The organism is Meiothermus sp. (genome assembly GCF_037443965.1).
GTDB lineage: Bacteria > Deinococcota > Deinococci > Deinococcales > Thermaceae > Meiothermus.
Genome location: NZ_JBBINI010000009.1, coordinates 58,745 through 81,218 on the forward strand (window position 1 = coordinate 58,745; position 22,474 = coordinate 81,218).

General features: G+C 60.6%; 27 protein-coding genes. 10 read left to right on the forward strand and 17 right to left on the reverse strand.

Annotated elements, in window-relative coordinates; translation table 11 throughout:
- Positions 1-16 precede the first annotated feature (16 nt).
- Genes soxB through WKI89_RS06940 form a run of 6 tightly spaced genes read right to left on the reverse strand, consistent with a single transcriptional unit; the run spans position 17 to position 4,393 of the window.
- On the reverse strand, positions 17-1,723 hold the full coding sequence (soxB, locus tag WKI89_RS06915; protein WP_337868441.1) for a thiosulfohydrolase SoxB: 1,707 nt from the start codon (positions 1,721-1,723) through the stop codon (positions 17-19).
- 57 nt (positions 1,724-1,780) lie between these two features.
- Positions 1,781-2,356 (reverse strand): sulfur oxidation c-type cytochrome SoxX, encoded by a 576-nt coding sequence (gene soxX, locus WKI89_RS06920; RefSeq protein WP_337868442.1) that lies wholly within the window; start codon positions 2,354-2,356, stop codon positions 1,781-1,783.
- Between the two features lie 9 nt (positions 2,357-2,365).
- Positions 2,366-3,157, reverse strand: a complete 792-nt coding sequence (gene soxA / locus WKI89_RS06925) for a sulfur oxidation c-type cytochrome SoxA (protein ID WP_337868443.1) — start codon at positions 3,155-3,157, stop codon at positions 2,366-2,368.
- Between the two features lie 9 nt (positions 3,158-3,166).
- Positions 3,167-3,493, reverse strand: a complete 327-nt coding sequence (gene soxZ, locus WKI89_RS06930) for a thiosulfate oxidation carrier complex protein SoxZ (protein WP_337868444.1) — start codon at positions 3,491-3,493, stop codon at positions 3,167-3,169.
- Between the two features lie 11 nt (positions 3,494-3,504).
- Positions 3,505-3,966, reverse strand: a complete 462-nt coding sequence (soxY, locus tag WKI89_RS06935; RefSeq protein WP_337868445.1) for a thiosulfate oxidation carrier protein SoxY — start codon at positions 3,964-3,966, stop codon at positions 3,505-3,507.
- Positions 3,959-4,393, reverse strand: coding sequence for a thioredoxin fold domain-containing protein (locus WKI89_RS06940; RefSeq protein WP_337868446.1), 435 nt, complete (start codon positions 4,391-4,393; stop codon positions 3,959-3,961). The genes soxY and WKI89_RS06940 overlap by 8 nt, the downstream gene beginning before the upstream one ends.
- Before the next feature lie 265 nt (positions 4,394-4,658).
- Between WKI89_RS06940 and WKI89_RS06945 the strand changes: the two genes are divergently transcribed.
- Positions 4,659-5,138, forward strand: a complete 480-nt coding sequence (locus tag WKI89_RS06945) for a TlpA disulfide reductase family protein (RefSeq protein WP_337868447.1) — start codon at positions 4,659-4,661, stop codon at positions 5,136-5,138.
- An 84-nt stretch (positions 5,139-5,222) separates the two neighbouring features.
- Here the strand turns inward: WKI89_RS06945 and WKI89_RS06950 are convergent, their stop codons facing one another.
- From WKI89_RS06950 to WKI89_RS06980, 7 genes are all read right to left on the reverse strand, one after another.
- Positions 5,223-5,675: a CZB domain-containing protein gene (locus WKI89_RS06950; RefSeq protein WP_337868448.1), complete on the reverse strand. Its 453-nt coding sequence runs from the start codon at positions 5,673-5,675 to the stop codon at positions 5,223-5,225.
- Positions 5,676-5,936: 261 nt separating this feature from the next.
- Complete coding sequence (locus WKI89_RS06955; RefSeq protein ID WP_337868449.1) at positions 5,937-6,701, reverse strand: sulfite exporter TauE/SafE family protein; 765 nt, start codon at positions 6,699-6,701, stop codon at positions 5,937-5,939.
- Complete coding sequence (locus WKI89_RS06960) at positions 6,692-7,066, reverse strand: rhodanese-like domain-containing protein (RefSeq protein WP_337868450.1); 375 nt, start codon at positions 7,064-7,066, stop codon at positions 6,692-6,694. Before WKI89_RS06960 ends, WKI89_RS06955 begins: the two co-directional genes overlap by 10 nt.
- Positions 7,042-7,383, reverse strand: a complete 342-nt coding sequence (locus WKI89_RS06965) for a rhodanese-like domain-containing protein (RefSeq protein WP_337868451.1) — start codon at positions 7,381-7,383, stop codon at positions 7,042-7,044. The genes WKI89_RS06960 and WKI89_RS06965 overlap by 25 nt, the downstream gene beginning before the upstream one ends.
- Positions 7,380-8,042: a rhodanese-like domain-containing protein gene (locus WKI89_RS06970; protein ID WP_337868452.1), complete on the reverse strand. Its 663-nt coding sequence runs from the start codon at positions 8,040-8,042 to the stop codon at positions 7,380-7,382. The genes WKI89_RS06965 and WKI89_RS06970 overlap by 4 nt, the downstream gene beginning before the upstream one ends.
- Before the next feature lie 37 nt (positions 8,043-8,079).
- The gene (locus WKI89_RS06975) at positions 8,080-8,388 is read right to left on the reverse strand and encodes a rhodanese-like domain-containing protein (protein WP_337868453.1); all 309 of its coding nucleotides are present in this window, start codon (positions 8,386-8,388) and stop codon (positions 8,080-8,082) included.
- Between the two features lie 67 nt (positions 8,389-8,455).
- Positions 8,456-9,898, reverse strand: coding sequence for a rhodanese-like domain-containing protein (locus WKI89_RS06980; protein ID WP_337868454.1), 1,443 nt, complete (start codon positions 9,896-9,898; stop codon positions 8,456-8,458).
- A gap of 214 nt (positions 9,899-10,112) precedes the next feature.
- Between WKI89_RS06980 and WKI89_RS06985 the strand changes: the two genes are divergently transcribed.
- Positions 10,113-11,033, forward strand: a complete 921-nt coding sequence (locus WKI89_RS06985) for a LysR family transcriptional regulator (RefSeq protein ID WP_337868455.1) — start codon at positions 10,113-10,115, stop codon at positions 11,031-11,033.
- A gap of 54 nt (positions 11,034-11,087) precedes the next feature.
- On the opposite strand, the gene WKI89_RS06990 is transcribed toward WKI89_RS06985, so the two are convergent.
- Entirely contained in the window at positions 11,088-12,914 is a 1,827-nt protein-coding gene (locus WKI89_RS06990; protein ID WP_337868456.1) for an Ig-like domain-containing protein, read from the reverse strand.
- 381 nt (positions 12,915-13,295) lie between these two features.
- On the opposite strand from WKI89_RS06990, the gene WKI89_RS06995 reads away from it, so the two are divergent.
- Positions 13,296-14,387 carry a GAP family protein gene (locus tag WKI89_RS06995; protein WP_337868457.1) on the forward strand — a complete coding sequence of 364 codons (1,092 nt, stop codon included), beginning with the start codon at positions 13,296-13,298 and terminating at the stop codon, positions 14,385-14,387.
- Between the two features lie 301 nt (positions 14,388-14,688).
- A complete protein-coding gene (locus tag WKI89_RS07000) occupies positions 14,689-16,095 on the forward strand; it encodes a mercuric reductase (RefSeq protein ID WP_337868458.1) in 1,407 nt (468 codons plus the stop codon).
- 53 nt (positions 16,096-16,148) lie between these two features.
- Here WKI89_RS07000 and WKI89_RS07005 read toward each other — a convergent pair whose 3' ends face one another.
- Positions 16,149-16,715: a DUF99 family protein gene (locus WKI89_RS07005; protein WP_337868459.1), complete on the reverse strand. Its 567-nt coding sequence runs from the start codon at positions 16,713-16,715 to the stop codon at positions 16,149-16,151.
- A gap of 47 nt (positions 16,716-16,762) precedes the next feature.
- Here WKI89_RS07005 and argC point away from each other — a divergent pair, with 47 nt between their 5' ends.
- From argC to WKI89_RS07030, 5 genes are read left to right on the forward strand one after another with little or no spacing between them, the layout of a single operon-like run.
- Positions 16,763-17,800: an N-acetyl-gamma-glutamyl-phosphate reductase gene (gene argC / locus WKI89_RS07010; RefSeq protein WP_337868460.1), complete on the forward strand. Its 1,038-nt coding sequence runs from the start codon at positions 16,763-16,765 to the stop codon at positions 17,798-17,800.
- 3 nt (positions 17,801-17,803) lie between these two features.
- Positions 17,804-18,355, forward strand: a complete 552-nt coding sequence (yjjX, locus tag WKI89_RS07015) for an inosine/xanthosine triphosphatase (protein WP_337868461.1) — start codon at positions 17,804-17,806, stop codon at positions 18,353-18,355.
- Positions 18,356-18,391: 36 nt separating this feature from the next.
- A complete protein-coding gene (locus tag WKI89_RS07020; protein ID WP_337868462.1) occupies positions 18,392-19,201 on the forward strand; it encodes a [LysW]-aminoadipate kinase in 810 nt (269 codons plus the stop codon).
- Between the two features lie 34 nt (positions 19,202-19,235).
- On the forward strand, positions 19,236-19,856 hold the full coding sequence (locus tag WKI89_RS07025) for a hypothetical protein (RefSeq protein ID WP_337868463.1): 621 nt from the start codon (positions 19,236-19,238) through the stop codon (positions 19,854-19,856).
- Positions 19,787-20,167: an aminoglycoside phosphotransferase family protein gene (locus WKI89_RS07030; protein WP_337868464.1), complete on the forward strand. Its 381-nt coding sequence runs from the start codon at positions 19,787-19,789 to the stop codon at positions 20,165-20,167. The genes WKI89_RS07025 and WKI89_RS07030 overlap by 70 nt, the downstream gene beginning before the upstream one ends.
- A 32-nt stretch (positions 20,168-20,199) precedes the next feature.
- Here the strand turns inward: WKI89_RS07030 and WKI89_RS07035 are convergent, their stop codons facing one another.
- Positions 20,200-21,165 carry an NAD(P)-dependent alcohol dehydrogenase gene (locus tag WKI89_RS07035; RefSeq protein ID WP_337868465.1) on the reverse strand — a complete coding sequence of 322 codons (966 nt, stop codon included), beginning with the start codon at positions 21,163-21,165 and terminating at the stop codon, positions 20,200-20,202.
- Between the two features lie 186 nt (positions 21,166-21,351).
- On the opposite strand from WKI89_RS07035, the gene WKI89_RS07040 reads away from it, so the two are divergent.
- Positions 21,352-21,825: a serine hydrolase gene (locus WKI89_RS07040; RefSeq protein ID WP_337868466.1), complete on the forward strand. Its 474-nt coding sequence runs from the start codon at positions 21,352-21,354 to the stop codon at positions 21,823-21,825.
- A 46-nt stretch (positions 21,826-21,871) separates the two neighbouring features.
- Here the strand turns inward: WKI89_RS07040 and WKI89_RS07045 are convergent, their stop codons facing one another.
- A complete protein-coding gene (locus tag WKI89_RS07045; protein WP_337868467.1) occupies positions 21,872-22,372 on the reverse strand; it encodes a DUF3916 domain-containing protein in 501 nt (166 codons plus the stop codon).
- Positions 22,373-22,474: the final 102 nt, after the last annotated feature.

Here is a 22,474-nt window from a genome sequence, read left to right on the forward strand (position 1 = left end):
TTGTCCTCCTCAATGGTTATCCGGGCAGTACATAGCGCTGATCCAGCACCCGCACGCTGGGGCGCGGGGGGATGTTGACGGTCTTGACCTGCTTGAGGTATTCGGCAATCAGGTCGTAGATGGGACGGGGGGTGTACTTCTCCACCAGGGTGCCGCTGCGCTGGAGGCGTCCACCATAGGAGGCCAGGGTGTACTCCCGGTTGGGGTCGAGGCGGCGGCCCTGGATGGCCACGTTGCGGATACGCTGGCCGGTGGGGGCGTTCACCGCCAGGTCGTAGGTCAGGCCGAAGACCCGGCTCATATCGCCGCCCTGCTGGTAGAAGGGGTCGGGGTTGAAGGTGTTGGCCGCTACGTCCTCCAATACAGCCTGCAGGCGTTCGCCCTTGAGCTTGAACACGTAGACCTCGGGGTAGGTATAGCCGGTGTAGGCCAGGATTTGATCCATGGTGATGGGCTGGCCCGGCAGGATGGCCGTACCCCAGCGGGTACCGGTGCCAAAAGCCACCTCCACCTCTGGGTAGGCCGCCCGAACCGCCCGCCCGGCCAGCTCATCCAGGGTGGAGTAGGTGGAGTCGCGCTTGTACAGCAGGGTCTCGGTGGTGCCCAGCACCTGGTCGAGGTAGTCCAGGTGAGGGGCGTAGGCTTCGCGGATGAAGGCCTCGAGCCCAGGGTCGGGCTTGATCAGGCGGGTGGCTACCGGCAGGGTCTTGGCCCGTATATCGGCAATCCCCCCTTTCTTCATCTGCAGGTCCACCCGCACCACGGCCTTGCCCGCCGAACCTCCGGCCACCAGCCAGGTATTACCCACCCGGATGGGCGCCGGGGTGAAGTCGTGGGTGTGGCCGGTCAGAATCAGATCCAGGCCCTTGATGCGCCCGGCCAGGGCCAGATCCAAGGGCACGCCATTGTGCGAGAGCATTACCACTGCGTCCACGCCCTTGCCCCGCAGCTCTTCCACGTATTTCTGCAGCTCGTTTTCCCGGACACCAAAAGAGAGCCCCTCGGAGAACTCCTCTGGGTGTGAGACCTTCACATAGGGGAAGGTTGAACCAATCAGGCCTATGGTATAGCCCCCGATTTCGTGGATGGCGTAGGGTGGGTAGACGGGGTCGCCAAACAGATCGTCCACAATGTTGAAGCTGATGATTTTAGCCTTCAGGGCCTGCACCAGTTCCTCCACGCGCGCACGCCCCAGGGTGTACTCCCAGTGGAAGACCATGTGGTCGAAGCCCACCCGGTTCATCCAATCCACCATGACCTGCCCCTTGGTCAGAAGCGAGATACCGGAGTTGGTCCAGGTATCGCCGCCGTCCAGTACCAGGGTGCGCTTTTCACCCGCCAGCGCTTTTTGCTGCTGGATCAGGGCCCCGATGTAGGCCCCACCCCCCATCGGACCGAACCGCTGGGCCAGGGCTGCAAAGTCCACCGAGGCGAAGGTGTAGGCCTCGAGGCTACCCCGCCGGATGCCGTAGTAGCGCAAAAACGCCTCGCCGGTGAGGTAGCCCGGCTGGCCCTCCAGGGCTTTGGCCGCCAGCAGGTTGGGCGGTTCCATGAAATAGTGGGGCCGCAGCTGGCCGTGCAGGTCGGTGTTAAAGAGCAGGGTAACGTTGCCAAAAGGAGGCAGATCGTAAAGGGTCTCAGGGCGTTCCATGGCCTGGGCGAAGGCTTTGGGGGAGGTGATGCCCAGAGCCAGCATGAGTTGTACCAGTTCACGTCGGGTCACAAAACCTCCTATCCCCAGGCCTAGGCCCGCCGGGGAACGTGTTGCGGTTGAGAAACGTTAGCGCTTCAGCGCCGGTTTGGTGTTGAAGTCCGAGGCCGGGTCGAGCAGGTAGGCCACCACATGGGCGATCTCCTCCGGCTTGAGCAGGCCGCCATGCCCGAAGCGGTACATCACCGTGCAGGGGAAGTAGGCCCAGGTGTTGTAGATCACCTCGTAGGTGTACTTCTGCACTGCCTCCGAAGTGCCGCGCTGGCCGTACTTCTCCAGGCTGGGCCCCACATTGCCCCCAATGTTGCGAGGAGAGCCCACATGGCAGGAGAAGCAGTTGCCACGGGCCAGGGTGTTAAAGATGGGGTCGCCCTGCTTCCAGTCCCCCATCAGTTTGCCGTCGGCAGGGTATTTGATGGTTTGGCGCTGGGCCTCGATGAAGGGGCCCAGCACATCGGCGGGTAGCCTGTTGCGGTGGATGGAGCACAGGGCCTGGTCGGGGGCCTGTTTGAGCAGGATGTTGGAGTAGTTCTGCCCCCCTGCCTGAATCAACCGCTGAAGCTCGGCGTCAATGTAAGACGGGCCGGTCTGCCCGAGTGCCAGGCCCAGGAGCACCAGGAGCGTAAGCAGATAAATTCGCCGCACAGAACCCTCCTAGCGTATGAAACCGGGCAAGTCCATCCGGGCCCCGTTGGCCTGCACGTTCATGAACAGGGTCAGGGCGATGATGGGCTCGGAGTAGAAGTCGGGCGCGGGCATGCTGAGGTTGCTGTAGCAAGCCCGGATGCGGTCGGCCATGGTCCAGGCCTGGTCGTTGGAGTAGCGGAAGGCGGGCCAGTGGCTGGCAGCGCGCTTATCTTTGAGGATGTCGGAGTAGGGGAGCACCCCCGCCCGCTTGCCCACGTAGCTGACGTGGCAGGTGGCACAGCCCATATCGCGCGGGCCGGCCCGCAGATAAAAGAGCCGCTCGCCCAGCTCGTAGAGTTTTTTCTCCTGGGGCAGCAAGGGGCGCACCGTAACCGGCTGCTCGTTGGAGAGCGAGGCCAGGTAAAATGCGATCGCCACCACCTCGCTGCGCTTGATTTCCTCCGGTTTGAAGCCCTGCAAGCGAATCATGCAGGTGCGGATGCGCGAGTCGAGGTCTTCCACCCGCCTTGTATCGAAGAAGTAGCGGGGCAGCCGCCCCACCGCCCCCTCGAGCCTCCCCGGCCCCCGGCCAAAGTCGCAGGCCTCGAGGCTCGCTTGCTTGGGCCCGCGCTTGGCTTTGAAGAGCTGCTCACCCTGCTCCACATACAGGTCGCTGGGGAGAATCCCCCCGCTTTGTTCCAAAAGCTGCTTCTTCTGCTTCTCGGCCTCCTTGGCCGGATCCTCTTCTTCCTGGGCCAGCACCATCAGGCTAAAAAGGGCTAGAGCAACCGCCCCTACCAAACGCCAGAAGCGACCCATCCGAACCTCCTAGGCCAGGGTGAGGTCTGCGGTTCTTTCGCCGGTCTGGCCGTTCAGGTCTTTGCAGGCGACCTTGAGCTGACCGGCTTTGCTGGCTTTCATCTTGAAGGCGAACAAGGGGTTGGCGCTGGTGCCCGGGCCCGGCTTGACCTGGGCGATGAGCTGTCCGTCCATGGTCACGTTGACCTCGGTGATGTGGTCGGCAGGGATCAGCTTCCCGCTGGCATCCCGGCGGGTGCCGGGCTCCATAGGGTGCTGTGCTACAATCTGTACCCGAACCTCGTCGCCAGCTTTGGGTTTGGCTGGGTTGAAACGAACCAAGATGTTAATCGCCATGTCATGCCTCCTTAACCGCAACCGCCTACCGTGACCCGCACCGACTGTGCGGCCATCAGGAACTTGCCGTCTTTGGTCTCAACCACGGCCCGTACCGGGGCGGATTCGGCCACCCGCACGCGGGTCGCGTAGTAAGGCAGCACCCCGTTGAGAACGACCGTAAAGAGCAGGGGGTTGGCGTTTTTGTCACAAAAGCAGTGAATGGCCTTGACCTGGTCGGCGGGCAGGCTGGCCTCGATCTCCACCGGTACGTTGGCGCCCGACTCGGCGATGGTGGGGGCTACCAGCTTAACCTGCTGCGAGGGGGTCAGGTCTTTGAAGCTCTTCCCCAGCACCTGCTGCAATCCCTTCTCGAGGTTGGCGATGTCCTCGCCCTCGAGGCCTCCCTGGGCTAGCGCTGCCGTGAGCTGATTGGCCAGCACGGTTCCGGCCACGGCCCCCGCCGATGCTTTTAGAAATGTTCTTCTATCCACAACCTTCACCTCCGGCTTTCGCACAGATCTGCTGCAGTTCGCTCAGAAACTGTGCACGGGTGCGGCTACCAAATAGCCGGCCCGCTTCTTTCAACGTACCCCCCTGGGGTACGAAGAAGACAAAACTGGGAGTGCCAAACGCCCGCATTTGCGCGCTTAGGGCGCGACCTTCGGGGCTATGGCTGTCCACGCTGGCCACCACAAAGCGGCGCTCGAGCACGCTCGAGACCTTGGGGTCGGACAGCACATAAGTGTTCATCTGGTCGCAGTAAGGACAGGCCTCACTCCAGAAATAAACCATCAGGATACGGCCATGCGATTGGGCATACCGGCTGGCTTGGTCATAGGGATACCAGCGCTCAAAGTCCACCATTTGGGCGTGAGCCGCCGTGCAAATCCCGAGTATTGTGAACAGTATGTACCGCATAGCGTACCGAAGGTTTTCGATAGCCTAATTAATACTACCTAGGGGTATGGTCGTCAACACATCCATACGCTTGAACCTGGTTTTCATAATGATTATCACACATAATTGTGCAAGCTATTGCTTGGAGATATAACCCTCATTACTTTTGGGGTTGTGCTGTGGCCGCTATTTGAAAGTATGTAAACAAGCCCCTTGTGCAAAGCTGGGCGGTTGCTATTTAATTTATAGCAGTATACCCTCTGTAGGTATCAGAATGGGAGGAAGCATGAAACGCTGGCTGGCAGTTCTAACTCTGTTTGCGGTGGGCTTGGCGGTATCCCCGGGGCAAAGCGCGCCCGACTTTCGGCTGCGCGATATGGCTGGCAAGGTCTATACCCTGGATAGCTTCAAGGGTAAGCCGATGGTGATTACCTTCTGGGCCAGTTGGTGCCCCATCTGCCGGGCCGAGTTCCCCAAGTTGCACCAGCTTGCACAGGAATACCAGGTGCCTTTTGTGGTGATCAGCCGTGAGCCCCGCGACACTGAACAGGTGGTACGGGACTACATGAAAAACTACCCCCGGTTCCTTCCGCTCCTGGCCCAGCCCGGTGGTGATAATCCGGTGGCCGTAGCCAACCGCTATAAGGCGCTGGGTCACCCCTGGACCTTTGTGCTCGACGGTGAGGGGAAGGTGGTGAACCTCTATGCGGGCCGGGTAGATGTTGAGTCTCTCAAGGACGACCTGGCCCTGGCGGGCTATGAGTGAATTACTCAATGCATTGACAGGCTAGATGCCCCATGAAAAGTAGCCACACGGCCATGTATTGGCCGTGTGGCGGGTGGGTGGAATTTAGTGAAGGGTGCGCTCTTTGTGCATGAGCGCGGCCAGGTTAAACACGATGTCTTTGGATAGACGGTCGAAGTCGGCCTCGAGCATGGCCTGAGCAGCCTCCACCCCACGCATGCGGAGGGTTTGCACCACCCGGGCGGCGTAGAGGTGGAATGTACGGTGCGTTTCCCGCAGGGCCGTAAACTCGGGGTGCAGGGCCAGGGTGCTGCGGGCGGCCTGGCCATAAAGCCACTGACCCAGCAGGCACTGGTTGTCCTGCATGATGACGCCAATATCAAGCTCTTCGTTGGAGTGGCCCAGGATGGCATCTTCGAGGCGCTTTCGCCAGGCCAGATGGGCGTTGATCACGGCCTGGACATCCAGGCCCATAAAGTGCTGCTCTGCTGCATCTAACTTGGGGGCTTCCGTGGGTTGTTTGCGGCCCCAGTTGCGGAGCCAGTCGAAAAGGTTCATAAGTGGTATGGTATGGGCGGCTTGTAGAATAAATGTGAAAAAGGCCTATTTTTGCAGCGTTAAGGGGCATTACGCGCTGTAACGAGACCTCAAGCCCTCCTGTAAGAGCTATAGAGTTGGTTTACATTGCGCAATTATGCTGGAATTGTGTTCGTACCGCCAAAGTTGCCCTGGCCTAGACTAGGTGTTGCGCTACAGAATCTTGGTGTTTTTTCCTAAGCAAAGTGCCCTTGAAAGTGCCAGATTCAACCGTAAACTGGCCTAGCCATGTAACACCTTGGGCAGGTTCTGCCACAGGATAAAGACTCCCATCACCACCAAAAACCCGGCAAAGCCGCGCCGCAAGGTGAGCTGGGGGAGCGAGGCGGCCAGGCGTCCTCCAAATAGGCTACCTGCGATGCCCAGCGCCGCAAAGATCAGCACGATATCCCAGTGCACGGTGTAGCCTTGCTCGGGCAGCAGGTGCAGGTATTTGTAGAAGCCGCTGCCCGATTTCATGGCCACAATCAGCAGGCTGGTGCCCACGGCCAGGTGCATGGGCAGCCCGCCCAGCAGTACCAAGGCCGGCACAATCAAGAACCCCCCACCCACGCCCACCAGGCCGGTCAGGATGCCCACCACCAGGCCATCCAGGACAATTTTAAAGTGGGCGCGTTTTGGTGGGGTGGCCTCGAGCCTGGGGGGGCGAAACATCATATAGGCGGCCAGCAGCATTACCACTGCAAACAGCCCCAGTTGCCAGACCCCCGGCACCCATTTGGAAAAGTAGGCCCCCAGGTAGGTGCCGGCCATGCCCGGCAGGCCAAAAAACAGCACGTTGCGCCAGTCAATCAGGCCCTTCAAGGCATAGGGCACCGCCCCCACCAGGGCAATCAGGCCCACGATGGCCAGCGACTCGGCGATGGCCAGCTTGTCGGGTTCCCCCACCAGGTAGACCAGGATGGGCACCGTGAGGATGGAGCCGCCCGAGCCCAGCATGCCCAGGGCCAGGCCGATTAGAACTGCGCCTATCCAGGCTAGGAGCATGGGGCTTCCTCGGGTTTGAACGGTACCTCGGCCGCCTGGGTTGCGGTGCGCTCGAGCGGGTAGCCCTGGGCCGCGTAGCCCTGGATACCCCCCACCAGCTTCCCCACCTCGAGGCCTTCGTACCCCAATACCTCAGCGGCCAGCCCGGCCCGGCTGCCGGTGGCGCAGATGGTCACGACGGGGCTTCGCAGGGTATCCAGCGCCTCCAAAAGCTGCTCTAGGGGAAGGTTGCGCGAACCCGGAATATGCCCGCTGGCGAACTCTTCCGGCGAACGCACGTCCAGGAGCACAGCCCCGCTCTTTTGCCAGAGGGAGAGCTCGTTGGGAAAGACGTCCTGCATCACTTCACCGGAAGCTTGTGCCACTTCCAGGCCTCGAGGCCGCCCGCCAGGTTGTAGGTTTTATAGCCTTTGGCGGCCAGAAACCGCGCGGCCTGGGCGCTGCGTGCGCCGCTTCGGCACTGGCAGATGATCTCTTTGTCCTTGGGCAGCTTCTCCCATTCGCTGGCCAGCCGATCGAGCGGCAGGGCCTGCGAGCCGGGGATTTTACCCTCCTGGCGCTCCAGGGGGGTGCGGACATCCAGAATAATGGCCCCGGCCTTGGCTTTTTCGTGGGCCTCGAGCGGGCTGAGGCGGCCCACCGCCGCCCCGCCACCCAATAGGTTTTTGAGCCAGCCGATCAACGCTCCACCTCAAAGCCCGCGCTCATCCAGCCGTAGGTGCCGCCCTCGAGGTTGCCCACGTTTTCCTTGGCAAAGCCGTGCCCCACCAGGTACTCCGAGGCCTGCGACGAACGGCCCCCCGAGGCGCAGACCACCACCAGCTTGCGGTCTTTTGGGAGCTTGCCCACCTCGCTCACGAAGCGCCCCAGGGGGATATTGACCGCGCCGGGCACGTGGCCCATGGCGTACTCGTAGGGTTCGCGCACGTCCACCGCATAGGCCCCTTCCCGGATCCACTGCTGGGCCTGGTGGGGGGTGAGTTCGGTAAAGGCGGTGTCCTGGTAGGTGACCTCGAGGGGCGCTGTGTCCAGCGGCAGCCCGGCCTGGTACCAGGCCATGATGCCCCCATCGAGGTTAAGCAGGTTCGAGTAGCCCTTGGCCGAGAGCCAGGCCGCGGCCTGGGCGCTGCGGTTGCCGCTGCGGCAGTACAACACCACCGGCTGATCCTTGGGGATTTCACCAAAGCGCCCGGCAAACTCGGACAGTGGAATAAGTTCGGCCCCCTCGATGCGCACCTGGGCAAACTCCTCGGGTTCGCGCACGTCTACAAACAGGGCCTTTTCTTCTTGCAGTTTACGGGCCTCTTGCGGGCTGATGTCTTTGTATGGAACGGTGAGCATGTTTATCCTCCCTAAATAAGGTGACTCTTTTTCTCTGCTAGACCGGACTGGCACAGGGGATCCCAGCCTCGCACCAGGCTTTGATGCCGCCCTCGAGGTGCCAGACCTTGGGGTGGCCCAGGTTTTTCAGGGTTTTGAGGGCTTCTTGTGAGCGGTTACCGCTGCGGCAGTACAGCAGCACGGGCCGGTCGCGCTCGAGGTACAGAGGGGCCAGGGCCTGAAGCCTGGACAGGGGCAGGCGCAAAGCCCCAGGCAGAAGGCCATCGGCCCACTCCTCGGGCTCGCGGACATCTACCACTTGAAAGCGTTCTAGCGTGTGGTATGCGGTTTGGACAGAAAGGTTCATGGTGCTTGGATTCGTTGGGGAGCCCCCGGCCACGGCCAGGGGGCTCGGTATGCAGGGTCAGACTCGGCTAGGCATTGACCAGCTCACGGGAAGGGCCTTTCTCAACGGGGAAGCCTTCCTGCTGCCAGGCCCGGATGCCACCGGTCAGGTTGATCAGGTTGCTAAAGCCCGCGCCCATCAGCGCGCTAATGGCCGTGGACGAACGGTCGCCGCCCAGGCAGTGCACCACCACCGGCTTGTCCTTGGGGATGCGGTTCAGGTTGTTCATCACCCGCCCGGCGTGGATGTTCTGAGCACCGGGGATGTGGCCGGCCAGGTACTCGTCGGCCCCGCGCACGTCCAGAATGGTGGCCTCGCCCTTTTCCCACAGGGCTTTGGCCTGGGCTGCGGTGACCTGAGGAACGGTCTCGAGCTCACCCTGGGCGTAGCCCTCGAGGCCCGGAATATACCCCACCACCCGATCCAGCCCGATGCGGATGAGCTGCTTGACCAGCTCGCCCACCCGTTCGGGGCTGGCCAGCAGCACCAGGTCGCGCTCGTAGGGCAGCAGCCAGCCCGCCCAGGTGCTGAAGCTCTTGCCCGCCGGGATGTTGATAGCCCCCTTTAGGTGCCCTCCGGCGAAGGCCAGCTTGTCGCGGGTATCCACCAGCAAGGCCCCCTGGCCCAGCTTCTGCTGGAACTGCTCGGGGGTGAACAGGTGGGGCTCGTGCAGGTCGCCCAGGATGGGCATCCCGTCGCGGTTGAGCCGCTTCATCTGGGCAAAGTAGTAGGGGGCTTCGGGCTGGCCCGAGAGCAGGGCCTGCACAAAGCCCTCTTCGTCGCCCGTGCGCAGGTAGTCGGCCCACCAGGCGAAGCGGCGCTCGTAGCCCACGGTGGTGCTGGCCACAGCCCCCAGACCCTTACCGCAGGCGCTACCCGCGCCGTGGCCCGGCCAGACCTGCACATAATCGGGCAGGGTGAGGAATTTTTCCTTCAGGCTTTTGAACATGCGCCGGGCGCCGGGTTCGGCGGTGCCCATAATGCCGGCGGCCTCTTCCAGCAGGTCGGGACGGCCGATATCCCCCACAAACACAAAGTCGCCGGTCAGGAAGAAGCCGGGCTCGGTGGCGGCGGCGCCGTCCTGCACCAAAAAGCTGATGTGCTCGGGGGTGTGGCCTGGGGTATGCACCACCGTGAGGGTGATGTTGCCCAGCTTGATCTGGTCGCCGTCACGCACGAGCTGGTAGTCGAAGCCCTCGAGGCCCTTGTACTTCCAGTTTTCGTCGCCCTCATCGCTCAGGTAGAGCTTGGCCCCGGTGGCTTTGGCCAGCTCGCGGGCGCCCGAGAGGTAGTCGGCGTGGATGTGGGTCTCGCTCACCGCCACGATTTGCATTCCGTTCTTGCGGGCCTCGTCCAGGTATACCTGGATATCGCGCCGGGGGTCTACCACCACCGCAGCACCCGCCGACTGGCATCCGATGAAGTAGCTGCCCTGCGCGAGTCCTTCTTCGTAGATGTGCTTGAAAAGCATTCGCTAACCTCCTGACCGTAAGGATATATCCCCAGGGGGTATTTTGTCAAATACCCATAGGGGATATATGGGGCCGGGCTCACCCACCGGTTGAAGGGGGGCTCCCTGCACCGGCCCACCCCAGCAGCTAGCAGGGTAAACCCCCGTTGCGGTTTGGGTTGTGAGCAGACTTTGTGGGGATGCCAAGTGTTATATACTTCATTGGTTTGTCCCTATGCGTCTAAACCCCCGGTACTTGGTGGTATTTTGCGTGGTGGCCGAGCTGCGCAGCCTGAGCCGTGCCGCCGAAGTGTTGCACCTGAGCCAGCCTGCGGTGAGCAAAACCCTCAAGGCCCTCGAGGACGCTGTCCGTCAACCCCTCTACGAACGTACCCCTCAGGGTATCACCCTGACCGAAGCCGGCAAAGCCCTGCTGCCCTACGCCTGTGCGGTCAGCCACAGCCTGGCCCAGGCCACCCGCTTCATCGAGGAAAGGCGGCACCAGCGCATTCCCAGCCTCGAGGTGGGCCTGGCCTGGAGCCTGATTCCTCGCTATCAGGTGGCGCTGCTGGACTGGGCCAGCAGCCAACAGGAGCGCTGCGAGTTTCGGTTGGTGCACGGCACGACCCTCGAGCTAATTTCCCAGGTGTATCAGCGAGACCTGGATGGGGCGCTGGTGCTGGGCGGAAGCGAGGCCCTGCCCGAGCCGTTGCAAGCCCACCGCCTAACCTCCGACGAGGCGGTGCTGGTGGTGGCGCCCTCACACCCCTGGGCCAGGCTGGGGGGCGTGGCCTTGGGGCAGCTCGAGGGCATGACGGTTCTGGTTCCTCAGCGCAACTCGCGCTTGCGCCTAAGGCTCGAGCAGTTCCTCGAGCGCTATGGCATCGTACCCGAGCGCTGGGTGGAGTGCGGCAGTCTGTTCGGGGTTCGGGCTGCGGCTGCTGCGGGGCTAGGGGTAGGGGTTGTGGCTCGCTCTTTCGTACAGCCGGAGGTAGAGGCTGGAACCTTGCGAGCGCTCTTTATCGAAGACCCCGGCTTTTCGCTGGGGGTGCACTGGGTTACCCACCCCGAAGCTTCGCTGGGTGTTGCTACGCGTGAACTGCTAGAGCTGTTATGGCGTGCCCTCAGCGCAGCCCAGGGGCTGGTAAAAGTTTGATAAAAAGCCAGAACCCCGACTAAACGGGGTTCTGGAACGAGTTCCGGGCTGAACTCACGGATACTCATAAGTAACGATGAGTGTGGGTTTGTAGCTCGAGGCGTTGCTGGTGATGAAGTCCGCTACATCTAACCCACCATCCATATTGGTGTTGGTGGGGAAGCGCAGGCGGAACTGCGAGCGGTTGCCCCTGGCTACCCGGTTGGTGTAATCGTCGCGTACCTTCGAGGAGACCGTACTGCTCTTCCACCCCAGATCTGGCGAACTGCTCAGGGTGGTGTAGGAGAATGGGGTGGTTTCGAAGTCGGCGGCATCTAGGCTGGGGCCATAGGAAACGCTTTCAGCGCGTAAACTACCACCCAAGTCGGTGTAGGGGGCTCCCAAAACGATGTACTGATAAGCGTACAAGGTAGCCGAGTTGATGGAGGTAGCGCCATCGGCCACCAGCGGGCTTAGGTCGAAGCTTAGGAAGCCCCGCAAGTAAGTGTTGGCAGCGGAATCACCTACGGCCAAACCAATTGTGGTGCTATATACTTCGCCGATGTTGGAAATATACCCATCCAGCGCGGCCTGGCTCTCGAGGCTTAAGGTTTTCTGCCGGATTACCAAGAAGGAGCGGGTTACCGCAGCGGCCAGGGTATTGCCCGCTAGGTCTTTGGCCGCGGTGGTCACTTGCCAGGTCACGTTGGTGCCGTAGGCGAAATCGCTGCTGGGGTTGAAGACCATGCGGCTGCTGCTGGGCCAGCTAAAGGTTCCGGTTACACCGGCAGGGCTGGTGATCTGGAAGGCGGTCTGGGTGGAAGCTTTGTCCATCGGCTCCGAAAAGGTGACCTCGATGTTGGTGCTACGGGCAACCCCGATAGCCAGGTTGGCCGGAGTATACGCGGTTACGGTGGGCTTGGTGGTATCGGGCGCGCTGGCGGTTGTGAAGCTAAAGTTGTAGGGCGCAGTCATCGGGTTGTCGGCCAGGTCTTTAGCCCCCGTACCCAGGGTCACGTTGTAGGTGGTATTGAAGCTCAGATTGGTTGGGGGGTTGCAGGTGGCCAGCTTGCTGTCGGGTGTCCAGCTCCAAGCACAGGTGATCGCAGGCGAACTCGAGAAGGCACCCTCCACCGAAGCCTTGCTCATGGCCTCGGAGAAACTGAAGGAGATATCGGTGTTGACGGGGATATTGGTGTCGCCATTGGCCGGTGCCGTGCTCAAGACGCTTGGGGGGCTGCCCACGGTGGTGAAGCTAAAGGTCTTGCTGCCCGCCAGGGCGTTGCCCGCGTGGTCTTTGCCCTCTACCGTCACGGTGTAGGTGGTCTCGCCGGCCAGATTGGTGGCTGGGTCGAAGCTGATCTTGGTGTTTTCGGGGTTCCAGGTGGGGTCGCCCAGGTCGAAACTAGGAGTGATGGTCACCGCGACCGTACCCACGTCCATATCCTCGCTGAAATTGACCTCGAGGTTGCTGTTCAAAGCGACCAGCGTGGCCCCGTTGGCCGGAAGTGTGGAGGTGATGTTGGGCGGGGCGGTATCGGGTGCGACCGGCACAGTAGCCACTTCGTCGGTTTTGGCCGACTTGAGCCCGGCAGTATCCTCCGCATCCAGGGCAAAGTAGTAGATGGTGCCGTTGGTTAGGCCGGTGATGGTTTTGCTGGTGGCGGGCTGGGGTACATATTCCACATTGGTCAATGAACCCGAGGCGCTGCCCCAGTGAACGTTGTAGCCCTTGAGGTCGGGCTCGGTGTTGGCGTTCCAATTGAGTACCACCTGCTTATCGCCCGGAATGGCTACAAAGCCAGTGGGTGTGGCGGGTGGGTTGTTGACCTGCTGGCCGCATTGCCCGGCCATCAGCAACAAGCTACCCAGTGCGAGCAATAGCCAGTTTCTGGTTCTCATACAAACCTCCTAGAGAGGCTGCCCAGAACCTTGCCGCAAAATTGCTATCCAGATGTAGCTGAACAGCATGAACTTTTTTAGCGATTGAGGCCCGCTACAGCAAGGCATCCGGGACTAAAGCGGTGAGTCTGACGATTAGAACCACGTTTTCTATCACGCAAACCCCCTTTCCCAGGCGCACCAAGCAGCCCGTGTCTAACTTAGAGAAACCAGCAGAGAAACCAACTCTAATGATTTAAGGTAACAACCTAATCTGCGTTTTGTACAGGTGCGAATGCCCCGAAAAACCCGTAATGGAGCGGTAATTTCTGGGTTCGCCGGAGTGATCTACCGGGACACAAGCCAGGGGGTCTGGGGGGTAGAACATAGGGGAGGCGCACCATGCTCAACCTGCGTGTAGTGGGGGTCTGGATTCTTTTTAGCGTGGCGGCTTTGAGCTTTGCAGAGGCGCGCACCTGCCTGTACTACTTCTGGGGGGAAGGCTGCCCGCACTGTGCACGGGTGGAAGGCCACCTGCGGGCCCTCGAGCAGCGCTACAGGTGGCTGGACATTCAGCGCTTCGAGGTCTACCAGAATCGAACCAACCTGCAACGGCTGAACGAGCTATTTGAACGTTATGGGGTTTCCCGGGGCGAGCAGGGTATTCCGGCGGCCTTCATCGGGGAGCGCTACCTGGTGGGGGATACGCCCATCCTGCAACACCTCGAGAGTCTCATACTCACCCAGCAAGGTGCGGCCTGTCCGACCCTTACCGCTGCCTCTGCACCGGCTCCTGCGTCGCTGGGTTTTCCCTTTCTGCTGACCCTCCTTGGGGCAGCCCTGGTGGACTCAATTAACCCCTGCGCCATCGCGGTTATTCTGCTGCTGTTTGGCGGCCTGATGATTTTCGAGGATGCCGAAGATCGCCGTCGGGTATTGCGCACGGGTTTGGCCTTCACCCTGGGGCTGTATGTAGCCTACCTGCTATTTGGGCTGGGAATTTTCTCCGCTTTGCGCTGGACGAGTGCCGCTCTTTGGTTCAAGACCGCGGTGGGGGTGTTAGCCATTGTGATTGGGCTGGCCAACCTAAAGGACTATTTCTGGTACGGCGGAGGTGGTTTCGTGACGGAGATTCCGCGCCGCTGGCGGCCTGCCCTGTTTGGCCTGATTCGTAGAGCCACTTCGCCCCCGGTGGCTTTTGTAACCGGACTGGCCGTTACCCTTTTCGAGCTGCCCTGCACGGGTGGGCCATACCTGTTTGTGCTGGGCCTGATGGCCGAGCGCTCGACCCAGCTCCAGGCCCTGCCCTATTTGTTGATATACAACCTGGTGTTTGTCGCGCCCCTGGTTCTGCTTACCCTGGGTGTTTATTTGGGGCGTATTGGGGTTGAAGCCACCGGCGAATGGCGTGAGCGCAATATTCGCCGGTTGCATGGCATTGCGGGTGTGGTTCTGCTGGGGTTGGGCCTGGTGGTGGTGTTGGGATGGGTGTGAGGGCAGTTCTTACTGAATACCCAGCTCAACGGTTTTGGCTGTATTGGGTAGGCTGCAGGGCGCGCTGCGTAAACGTGAGAACGGTGATGGATCGTATTTGATTGTACTTGCGCACAGTGTTTGGTATTGGTATCTAGTGGCTTGGAATTGTGAGTTAGAGAGCGGTTCTGGGTCGAACTCCAAGCATTGCCGAACAATAAGACGGCGATAAGACAAGTACATCTGTACTCAAGGCTATTCGAGCAAAAGTTAGTAAAGCGTTATACCCATTGGCGAAACTGCACCGTTTATAGTTTCCAGAATGGATGACCTGACGAAACGATTCGACGCAATCATTGTCGGTACGGGACAAGCAGGGCCCGCGCTGGCGGGTCAATTGACCAGGCACGGGCGCAAGGTGGCGATTGTCGAGGGCTACCGCTTTGGTGGTTCTTGTGTGAATTATGGTTGCCGCCCTACCAAAACCCTCATCGCCAGCGCCCATGCTGTGCACATGGCCCGGCGTGGGGCAGATTTTGGCTTTACAACAGGGTCTATCGAGGTTGATTGGAATCGCGTGCGCGAACGGGTACTCGAGATCATCGAAAATACCAGCGCTGGTATCGAAAAAGGCTTGCGTTCTACCGAGGGCCTCGAGGTCTATCAGGCCTATGCCACTTTCGAGGGCAAACAAGATGGTCTTTACCGAATTCGAGTGGGGAACGAAATCATCGCAGCACCGCAAGTCTTCCTAAACACTGGCACGCGGGCCATGGTTCCCCAGGTTGAGGACATCGAGACCGTACCTTGGCTGGACAGCGAGCGCCTGCTGCGCTTGGAAATCCTGCCAGAGCACCTGATTATTTTGGGCGGAAGCTATATCGGCTTAGAGATGGGTCAAGCCTTCCGTCGGTTGGGCAGCCGGGTAACCATCATTGAGACCAGCGAGTGCTTGATTAACCGTGAAGACCAAGACGTCAAACAAGAAATCCACCGGGTCTTCGAGCGCGAGGGTATTACCGTGCATACCCACAGCATGCTCTACAAGGCTGAACCGAGCGATAACGGTGGTGTGCGGGTCTACGTTCGCCACGATCAAGACGGTAGCGAGCATATCGTGACTGGGTCGCACTTGCTCATCGCAATCGGGCGCTTGCCCAATAGTGACCGGCTCAACTTGGGCTCGGTTGGTATCGAGACCGAGGGTCGAGGCTACATTAGGGTGAATGAGTACCTCGAGACCACTGCTCCGGGGGTATATGCGCTAGGCGATGTGAACGGCAAAGGAGCCTTCACGCACACCAGTTACCAAGACTACGAGATCGTGCGCGATAACTTGTTGTACGGCGCAAACCGTAAGTACACCGACCGTACCACCAGTTATGCCCTCTTTACAGACCCCCCGTTGGGCCGTGTGGGTTTATCGGAACGCGAGGCCAGGGCTTCGGGCCGTCGGGTGCTAATTGCAACCAAACCTATGCAACGCATTGGGCGGGCCATCGAGCAGGCCGAGACGGATGGACTCATCAAACTGTTGGTAGATGCCGATAGTGAGCAATTCCTGGGTGCGGCTGTTTTGGGGCTGCACGGCGATGAGGTGATTCAGGTTGTCGGCTACTTCATGGCCACGGGCTCGAGCTACCGGACAATGATGAACGCTCTTCCCGTCCACCCTACCGTGGCAGAGTTTTTGCCAACCATCCTGAGCGAGTTGAAACCGCTCGAGTAGAGCCAAGAACGCTTATGCCAAAGCAAGCGAATAAACCACCCCTTTGAAATCTCTCATGGTCTGGCGCGGCTCTGGCCGGTGGCGATGCCGCCTGCGATGAGGTGGGCCGTGCGCAAGGGTTCGGGAATGTGGGAGTGCACAGCAAAGTGGCGGATGGTCTGCTCGGCTTGCTTAGGGGTGAGGCCGGCGCACTGCACATAGACCCCCGCCAGGTGCTGGATGGCTCCAGCTTTCTGCACAAGTCTCCACTTCTGTTGGCCCCCGCGCACCTTGCCAAGGGCTGCCTCGATGGCTTTAAGGTTGGGCTTGCGCCTCGAGACCACCAGCACCGGCAGGGCCAGGTTTTGGGACAGCGCCTGGATGTCCACCACGTTGAACCCTCCCAGCGCGATGCCTTGCAGCATGATGAGTTGCAAGCTGGGATAAAACTTCGATTTTCGAATCAACTCGGTCAGTACGCGGGTACTGTTGCGCCCATCCCGCCGAATTTGGGCGCTGAGAACGCCCTCGAGGCGTCTCCCCGAGTAGACTGCCCCCACAATCTTCACATTGCCCCGGTGGCCGCGCTCGAAAGGGAAGTCGTCGAAACCGATCACGTAGGAGAATCCGGCAGTTTTCATAGGCCTGGTTATCGGGTATTGTAGACGCTTGATTGTTGGGGACGAAGATGGAGAAAAAAACCGTTTCGATTGTGGGAGGCTCCGGCTACGCCGGGGGGGAGTTTCTGCGGCTGGCCCTGGGGCACCCGTACCTCGAGGTCAAACAGGTCACCTCGCGCCGCATGATGGGCGACCCGGTGACGCTGGTGCACCCCAACCTGCGGGGCCGCACCAACCTGAAGTTTGTAGACCCGGCTAGCCTCGAGCCCTGCGATATTCTGGTGCTTTCCATGCCGCACGGGGTGGCGGCCAAGGAGTTCGAAAAATACCAGCACCTGGCCCCGGTCATCGTAGATCTGTCGGCAGACTTTCGCCTGAAGAACCTGGATCTGTACAAGAAATACTACGGCGAAGACCACCCCCGCCCCGACCTGGTGGGCCAGTGGGTTTATGGCAACCCCGAGCTGTACCGCGAGGCCCTCAAAACCGCCCACCACATCGCTTGCTGCGGCTGCAACGCCACCGCCACCATCCTGGGCCTTTATCCCTTGCTGCAAGAGGGCCTGCTGGCCCCTGGGCCCATCTTCGCCACGGTGATGATCTCCACCAGCGCCGCCGGGGCCGAGCCCAGCCTGGCCTCGCACCACCCCGAACGCGCGGGCAGCATCCGGGCCTACAAGCCCACCGGCCACCGCCACACCGCCGAAATTCGCGAGCACCTGCCGGGCCACCCCGAACTTCACCTGACCGCCATCGCCACCGACCGGGTGCGCGGCATCCTGATGACCGCCCAGACCTTTTTGCGCCAGGGCCTGAGCGAAAAAGAGGTCTGGGGGGCCTACCGCAAGGTGTATGGGGCGGAGCCTTTCATCCGCCTGGTGAAGCTCAAGAAGGGCATTCACCGCTACCCCGACCCCAACGTAGTGGAGGGCACCAACTACTGCGATGTGGGCTTCGAGCTGGAAGAGGATACCGGGCGGCTGGTGGTGATCGCGGCCATAGACAACCTGGTTAAGGGCACCGCGGGCCACGCCATCCAGAGCCTGAACGTGCGGATGGGCTGGCCCGAGACCGCGGGCCTCGAGTTCGGCGGGCTGCATCCGTAGGCTATGGTGGTGGTCGGCAGCACCAACCCAGCCAAGCTCGAGCCCGTGCGCTTGGTGTTCGCAGAAGTTTTCCCCGAGCTGGAAATTCGCGGGGTGGACGTGCCCAGTGGGGTGCGAGCACAACCGATTGGCTACGACGAAACCCTGCAGGGCGCCGAAAAGCGCGCTAGAGCGGCCCTAGCCGAGCCTGGGGCCAGTTGGGGCTTGGGCCTGGAAGCAGGGGTGGAGTTCAATGGGCAGGGGAGCTGGCTCTTCAATATCGCGGTAATTCTGCGGGCCGATGGGCGGTGGGGTATGGCCCGCGGCGGCTCGGTTCTGCTACCACCGCTGGTGGGGGAGCGCCTGCGCAGAGGCGAGGGGCTGGGCCTCATCATGGACGACCTGGTGGGGGAAAAAGATACCAAGAAGGGCAGCGGTGCGGTGGGCATCCTCACCCTTTCGCGCATCGAACGGGTGGAGTTCTGGCGGCACACCCTCGAGCTGGCCCTACCCCCTTTTTTGCGCCCAGAGCTTTATCCACTGGAGGGTGCAGCATGCCCGTTCCCCGACACCTAAAGAAAATCGGTATGATGACGGGCTAGAGGCTGGGCGATGATTGTAGTCAAGGTAGGCGGTTCGGAAGGTATCAACTACGAGGCGGTGGCGAAGGACGCCGCTTCGCTCTGGAAGTCGGGCCAGAAGCTCATCCTGGTGCACGGGGGCAGCAGCGAGACCAACAAAATAGCCGAGGCCCTGGGTCACCCGCCGCAGTTCCTGACCCACCCCGGCGGCCTGACCAGCCGCCTCACCGACCGGAAGACCCTGGAAATTTTCGAGATGGTCTACTGCGGCCTGGTAAACAAGCGCATCGTGGAGCTGTTGCAAAAGGAGGGCGTTAATGCGGTGGGCCTTTCGGGGCTGGATGGGCGCATCTTCGAGGGCAAGCGCAAGGACGCGGTCAAGTACATCGAAAACGGCAAGATCAAAATTCACCGGGGCGACCACACGGGCTCGGTGGAAAAGGTGAACACGGCCCTGCTGACCCTGTTGCTGGAGGCGGGCTACCTGCCGGTGCTCACCCCGCCGGCGGTCTCGTACCAAGGCGAGGCCATCAACACCGACGGCGATACCGCAGCAGCCCTGCTGGCGACGGCCTTCAAAGCCGAAGCGCTGCTGCTCCTTTCCAACATTCCGGGCTTGCTGGCCAACTTCCCCGACGAGTCGAGCCTGATCCGCGAGATTCCAGCAGCCCGGGTGGGCGACCCCCAGTACATGAGCGTGGCCCAGGGCCGCATGAAGAAAAAAGTGCTGGGGGCGGTAGAGGCGGTGCAGGGTGGGGTGGGCCGGGTGGTGTTTGGGGATGCCCGCATCGAGCAGCCCATCTCGGCAGCGCTGGCGGGGGCCGGTACGGTGGTGCGGTAAGTGAGGGATGCGTTGGGCGTAGAGTTGGTAAAAGGTGAGCCGCGAACAAGTAGACCTTCTTCGAGCGAAATATCAACTGGGTGCAACCAGTTTGCTGGGCAAGGGCATGGAGGCCGAGGCCCATGCCTATGGCGATGGACAGGTTTTGAAGGTTTATACCAACGACATCACCCTGGAGTACCTTCGTACCCTGCAAGCCTTTTACGCTGACCTGGACGCTTCCATGCTCAGCTATCAGCTACCCCATATTTATCGAGTCTGGGAAGAGGAAGGCTTGGTGCTGAGCCTCGAGCGGCGGTTGCCGGGGGTGGCTTTGAGTACTAAGCTGGCAAACTTGAAGGAAAGTGAACTCGAGGCCGTTTTCCAGTACTACCTGGAGGCGATTATCGAGCTGCGCCAGGTGCGTTTTCCCAGCCCACTTGAGCGCTACAAGCTGTTTGACCCAGAGGGCCTTAGCCTGCAATCCAAAGGCGATTTCAACAGGTTTCTGTCGCGCTATCTGGAGGCACGCCTGGCCTGGTGTGAGCTATATGTGCAGCGCGACGTGGAAGACTGGGAGCAGAAAAAACGCACCTCCAAGCCCTTTTGGGTCAACCCTATACGGGCGAATATGCCCTGGTGCACGGCGACTTCTTCCCGGCCAACCTGCTGGTAGACGACCACAACCGTATCACCGCCCTGCTCGACTTTGGCTGGATGACTCAGTATGGCGACCCCCGCTACGACCTAGCCACCGGCTGGGTATTCTTCGATATGTACGATGAGCTGAAACGAGACACCAAGGCGCGTTTGGCGCGGTTGGTTCGGACACGGGTGCTCGAGGGTGAGGTGGGCATTCTGTACCGCTACATCCTGCTCTACAGCATCTTTACCGCCAACGCCTATGCCTACGAGGGCGGGGATGGGCACTACCGGTGGTGTGTGGGAAATCTGAACAACCCGGCCTATTGGGCCGGGTTGGCGTAAAAATGCATGTGGTTCTCCCGCTCGAGCCACCCCTATTCGACCGTTAGGACCACCTTCCCCCTGGCGTGTCCGCTGCCCAAATAGCGCATCGCATGGGCGGTCTCGGTCAGCGGGTAGCGCTTGTCAATGACGGGCATGAGCCGGCCCGCCTCGAGGAGTTTTTTGAGGTAGTCCAGGTCTTGCAGACGGATGGTAGCCATCATGTTCCCCATCTTCTGACCATTTCTGGACATCCACGGCCCCAGCAACAGAGCCTGAAAGATTTGCGCGGGGGTTCCCCCAATCATCACATACCGTCCACCTGGTGCCAGGGCTCGCCTGTAATCCGAGAGCGGACGGTAGCCATTGACCCCTAGAATCAGGTCGTAGCTCTGGGGATTTTGGGCGAAGTCTTCTTGGGTGTAGTCAATTACGTGGTCGGCACCCAGTTGGCTCGATTGTTCCAGATTGCGGGTGCTGCACACCGCGGTGACTTCGGCTCCCAAAAGCTTGGCTAACTGTACTGCAAAGGTTCCCACGCCCCCTGCCGCTCCGTGAATCAGCACCTTTTGTCCAGCCTGTAGGCCCCCGGCATCGCGCAAGGCTTGTAGCGCGGTGGTGGCCGCCATCGGAACGGCTGCTGCTTCCTCGAAGGTGAGGTTGGTAGGCTTCAGGGCCAGGGCCTTTTCGGGGGCAGCAACATACTCAGCAAACCCGCCGCCGGACAAGCAGCCAAATACCGCATCCCCCGGCTTGAAGCGCCGTACCTCTTTACCCACGGCCTCGACCTCTCCGGCAATATCCGCGCCCAGAATTTGGATTTTGGGTTTGAGCAATCCTCGGTTAAGGCGAACCAGGAAGATGTCGGCGGTCAGGATATGCCAGTCGTAGGCGTTGAGCGAGACCGCCCGGATTTTGACCAGTACCTCATTGTCCTTTGGGACGGGCTTCTCGACCTCTTTTAGCTGCAGAACGTCGGGCTGGCCGTACTGCTCGTAGATGATGGCTTTCATTTGCATGTGTCCTCTTTAGTAGTGCACTATATAACTAATACACTAAGACTCGAGGCTCGGTTTGTCAATAGGGAAGTGGACAGCTACCGCGGTTCCCTCTATTTTAGCCGCTAACGAAAACGAGAATGCGTCTGGGCGCAGACGCATGTTTTCGAGTTACCTAGCGGCAAAAAACAAGTTCAGCACCTGGACATGGAGTGTAGCTACTTCCCGTTCCGCACCCAGCCCAAACATTCCTCGGCCCCGCTCAGCCCGGTCTGGGTTGGGGGCACCGACTTTAGCCGCTCGCCCGCCCTCACTGCCGACTGGGCTGGGGGCGGTGTGGCCAGCACCACCAACGACTTGCTGAAGTTCGCTCAAGCGCTGATGGAGGGGAGCCTGGTTCGAATCCAGATCCCCGAGTACCTTGCCCAGCCCCCCAACCGCTTTGAGCGTGTGATCCGCTATGGGCGCGGGGTGATGCGCCTCCGGTTTGCCGACATCTTCCCGCTGCTCTTGGGCTACCCCGATATGATCGGGTACATGGGCATTTTGGGTACGCAACTGTTCTTCGACCCCAAGAACAAGGTCATCGTTATCATCTCGCTGGGCTCGACTGGCTATATGGAAGCCAGCGTGCGGCTGCCGATCGAGACCGTGGGGGTGTTACGGAGGGTTCGGTCTTGAGTTTCTGGTAGTCGAGGGGCACGCACCAGCCCCTCGAGATAGATCCTCACAGGGGCTCTCCCACCGTCCACCACTCTTCTTCTATCTGGTTTTCCCTGTCAATCACGCAAAATCCGCGCTCGACGAAACCCTCGGGAATCGAGAGGCCGAACTCGGAGGAGAGCGTTCGCGGCTCGAGTTCGTTGCGCTCGCCGTAGAACCCGGCGTAGTAGTCGGGGTCGTAGAAGATCGTCACCTCGCTCTGGTGGAGCCAGGGCAGCACGAATAGACAGGCCACCCTGTAATAGCCTGGGGAATCACTCGGACGAGCGTCGGCGATGTGCCTTGCAGCTCGAAGCATATGGACGATGCAAGTTTTCTGTATGTCCTTGGTCGTTTTGGGCGGCTGGACGAGGCTCGAGATCACCGGAATTTTCCAGTGGCGGTATGGCCTTCCATCGGGTGGCCAGAAGGAACCTTCAAAAGCATCGGCCCATCTGGATAAGGCCCGTAGCCGTCGGGGAATTCCCCGCAGTTTTTTATGCTCGAACAAATCCAGTTGACGCATGCAATACTAATTATAAAGCCGTGTGGGTGCTCCAGTAAGTTGGTTTTCGATCCGGTAACAGCGTTTCTCGCGAATAAGCGTACGGCCAAATTACGACCTGTA

Excerpts from the sequence above, each read along its gene's own strand:
- WKI89_RS06975 (WP_337868453.1), bottom strand. The coding sequence starts at position 8,388 with ATGAACCTTTCTGTCCAAACCGCATACCACACGCTAGAACGCTTTCAA.
- WKI89_RS06950 (WP_337868448.1), bottom strand. The coding sequence starts at position 5,675 with ATGAACCTTTTCGACTGGCTCCGCAACTGGGGCCGCAAACAACCCACG.
- WKI89_RS07000 (WP_337868458.1), top strand. The coding sequence starts at position 14,689 with ATGGATGACCTGACGAAACGATTCGACGCAATCATTGTCGGTACGGGA.
- WKI89_RS06995 (WP_337868457.1), top strand. The coding sequence starts at position 13,296 with ATGCTCAACCTGCGTGTAGTGGGGGTCTGGATTCTTTTTAGCGTGGCG.
- WKI89_RS07020 (WP_337868462.1), top strand. The coding sequence starts at position 18,392 with ATGATTGTAGTCAAGGTAGGCGGTTCGGAAGGTATCAACTACGAGGCG.
- soxA (WP_337868443.1), bottom strand. The coding sequence starts at position 3,157 with ATGGGTCGCTTCTGGCGTTTGGTAGGGGCGGTTGCTCTAGCCCTTTTT.
- WKI89_RS06970 (WP_337868452.1), bottom strand. The coding sequence starts at position 8,042 with ATGCTCACCGTTCCATACAAAGACATCAGCCCGCAAGAGGCCCGTAAA.
- WKI89_RS06940 (WP_337868446.1), bottom strand. The coding sequence starts at position 4,393 with ATGCGGTACATACTGTTCACAATACTCGGGATTTGCACGGCGGCTCAC.
- argC (WP_337868460.1), top strand. The coding sequence starts at position 16,763 with ATGGAGAAAAAAACCGTTTCGATTGTGGGAGGCTCCGGCTACGCCGGG.
- WKI89_RS06945 (WP_337868447.1), top strand. The coding sequence starts at position 4,659 with ATGAAACGCTGGCTGGCAGTTCTAACTCTGTTTGCGGTGGGCTTGGCG.
- WKI89_RS06985 (WP_337868455.1), top strand. The coding sequence starts at position 10,113 with ATGCGTCTAAACCCCCGGTACTTGGTGGTATTTTGCGTGGTGGCCGAG.
- WKI89_RS06990 (WP_337868456.1), bottom strand. The coding sequence starts at position 12,914 with ATGAGAACCAGAAACTGGCTATTGCTCGCACTGGGTAGCTTGTTGCTG.
- WKI89_RS07045 (WP_337868467.1), bottom strand. The coding sequence starts at position 22,372 with ATGCGTCAACTGGATTTGTTCGAGCATAAAAAACTGCGGGGAATTCCC.
- soxZ (WP_337868444.1), bottom strand. The coding sequence starts at position 3,493 with ATGGCGATTAACATCTTGGTTCGTTTCAACCCAGCCAAACCCAAAGCT.
- WKI89_RS07040 (WP_337868466.1), top strand. The coding sequence starts at position 21,352 with ATGGAGTGTAGCTACTTCCCGTTCCGCACCCAGCCCAAACATTCCTCG.
- yjjX (WP_337868461.1), top strand. The coding sequence starts at position 17,804 with ATGGTGGTGGTCGGCAGCACCAACCCAGCCAAGCTCGAGCCCGTGCGC.
- WKI89_RS07035 (WP_337868465.1), bottom strand. The coding sequence starts at position 21,165 with ATGCAAATGAAAGCCATCATCTACGAGCAGTACGGCCAGCCCGACGTT.
- WKI89_RS06955 (WP_337868449.1), bottom strand. The coding sequence starts at position 6,701 with ATGCTCCTAGCCTGGATAGGCGCAGTTCTAATCGGCCTGGCCCTGGGC.
- WKI89_RS06980 (WP_337868454.1), bottom strand. The coding sequence starts at position 9,898 with ATGCTTTTCAAGCACATCTACGAAGAAGGACTCGCGCAGGGCAGCTAC.
- WKI89_RS07005 (WP_337868459.1), bottom strand. The coding sequence starts at position 16,715 with ATGAAAACTGCCGGATTCTCCTACGTGATCGGTTTCGACGACTTCCCT.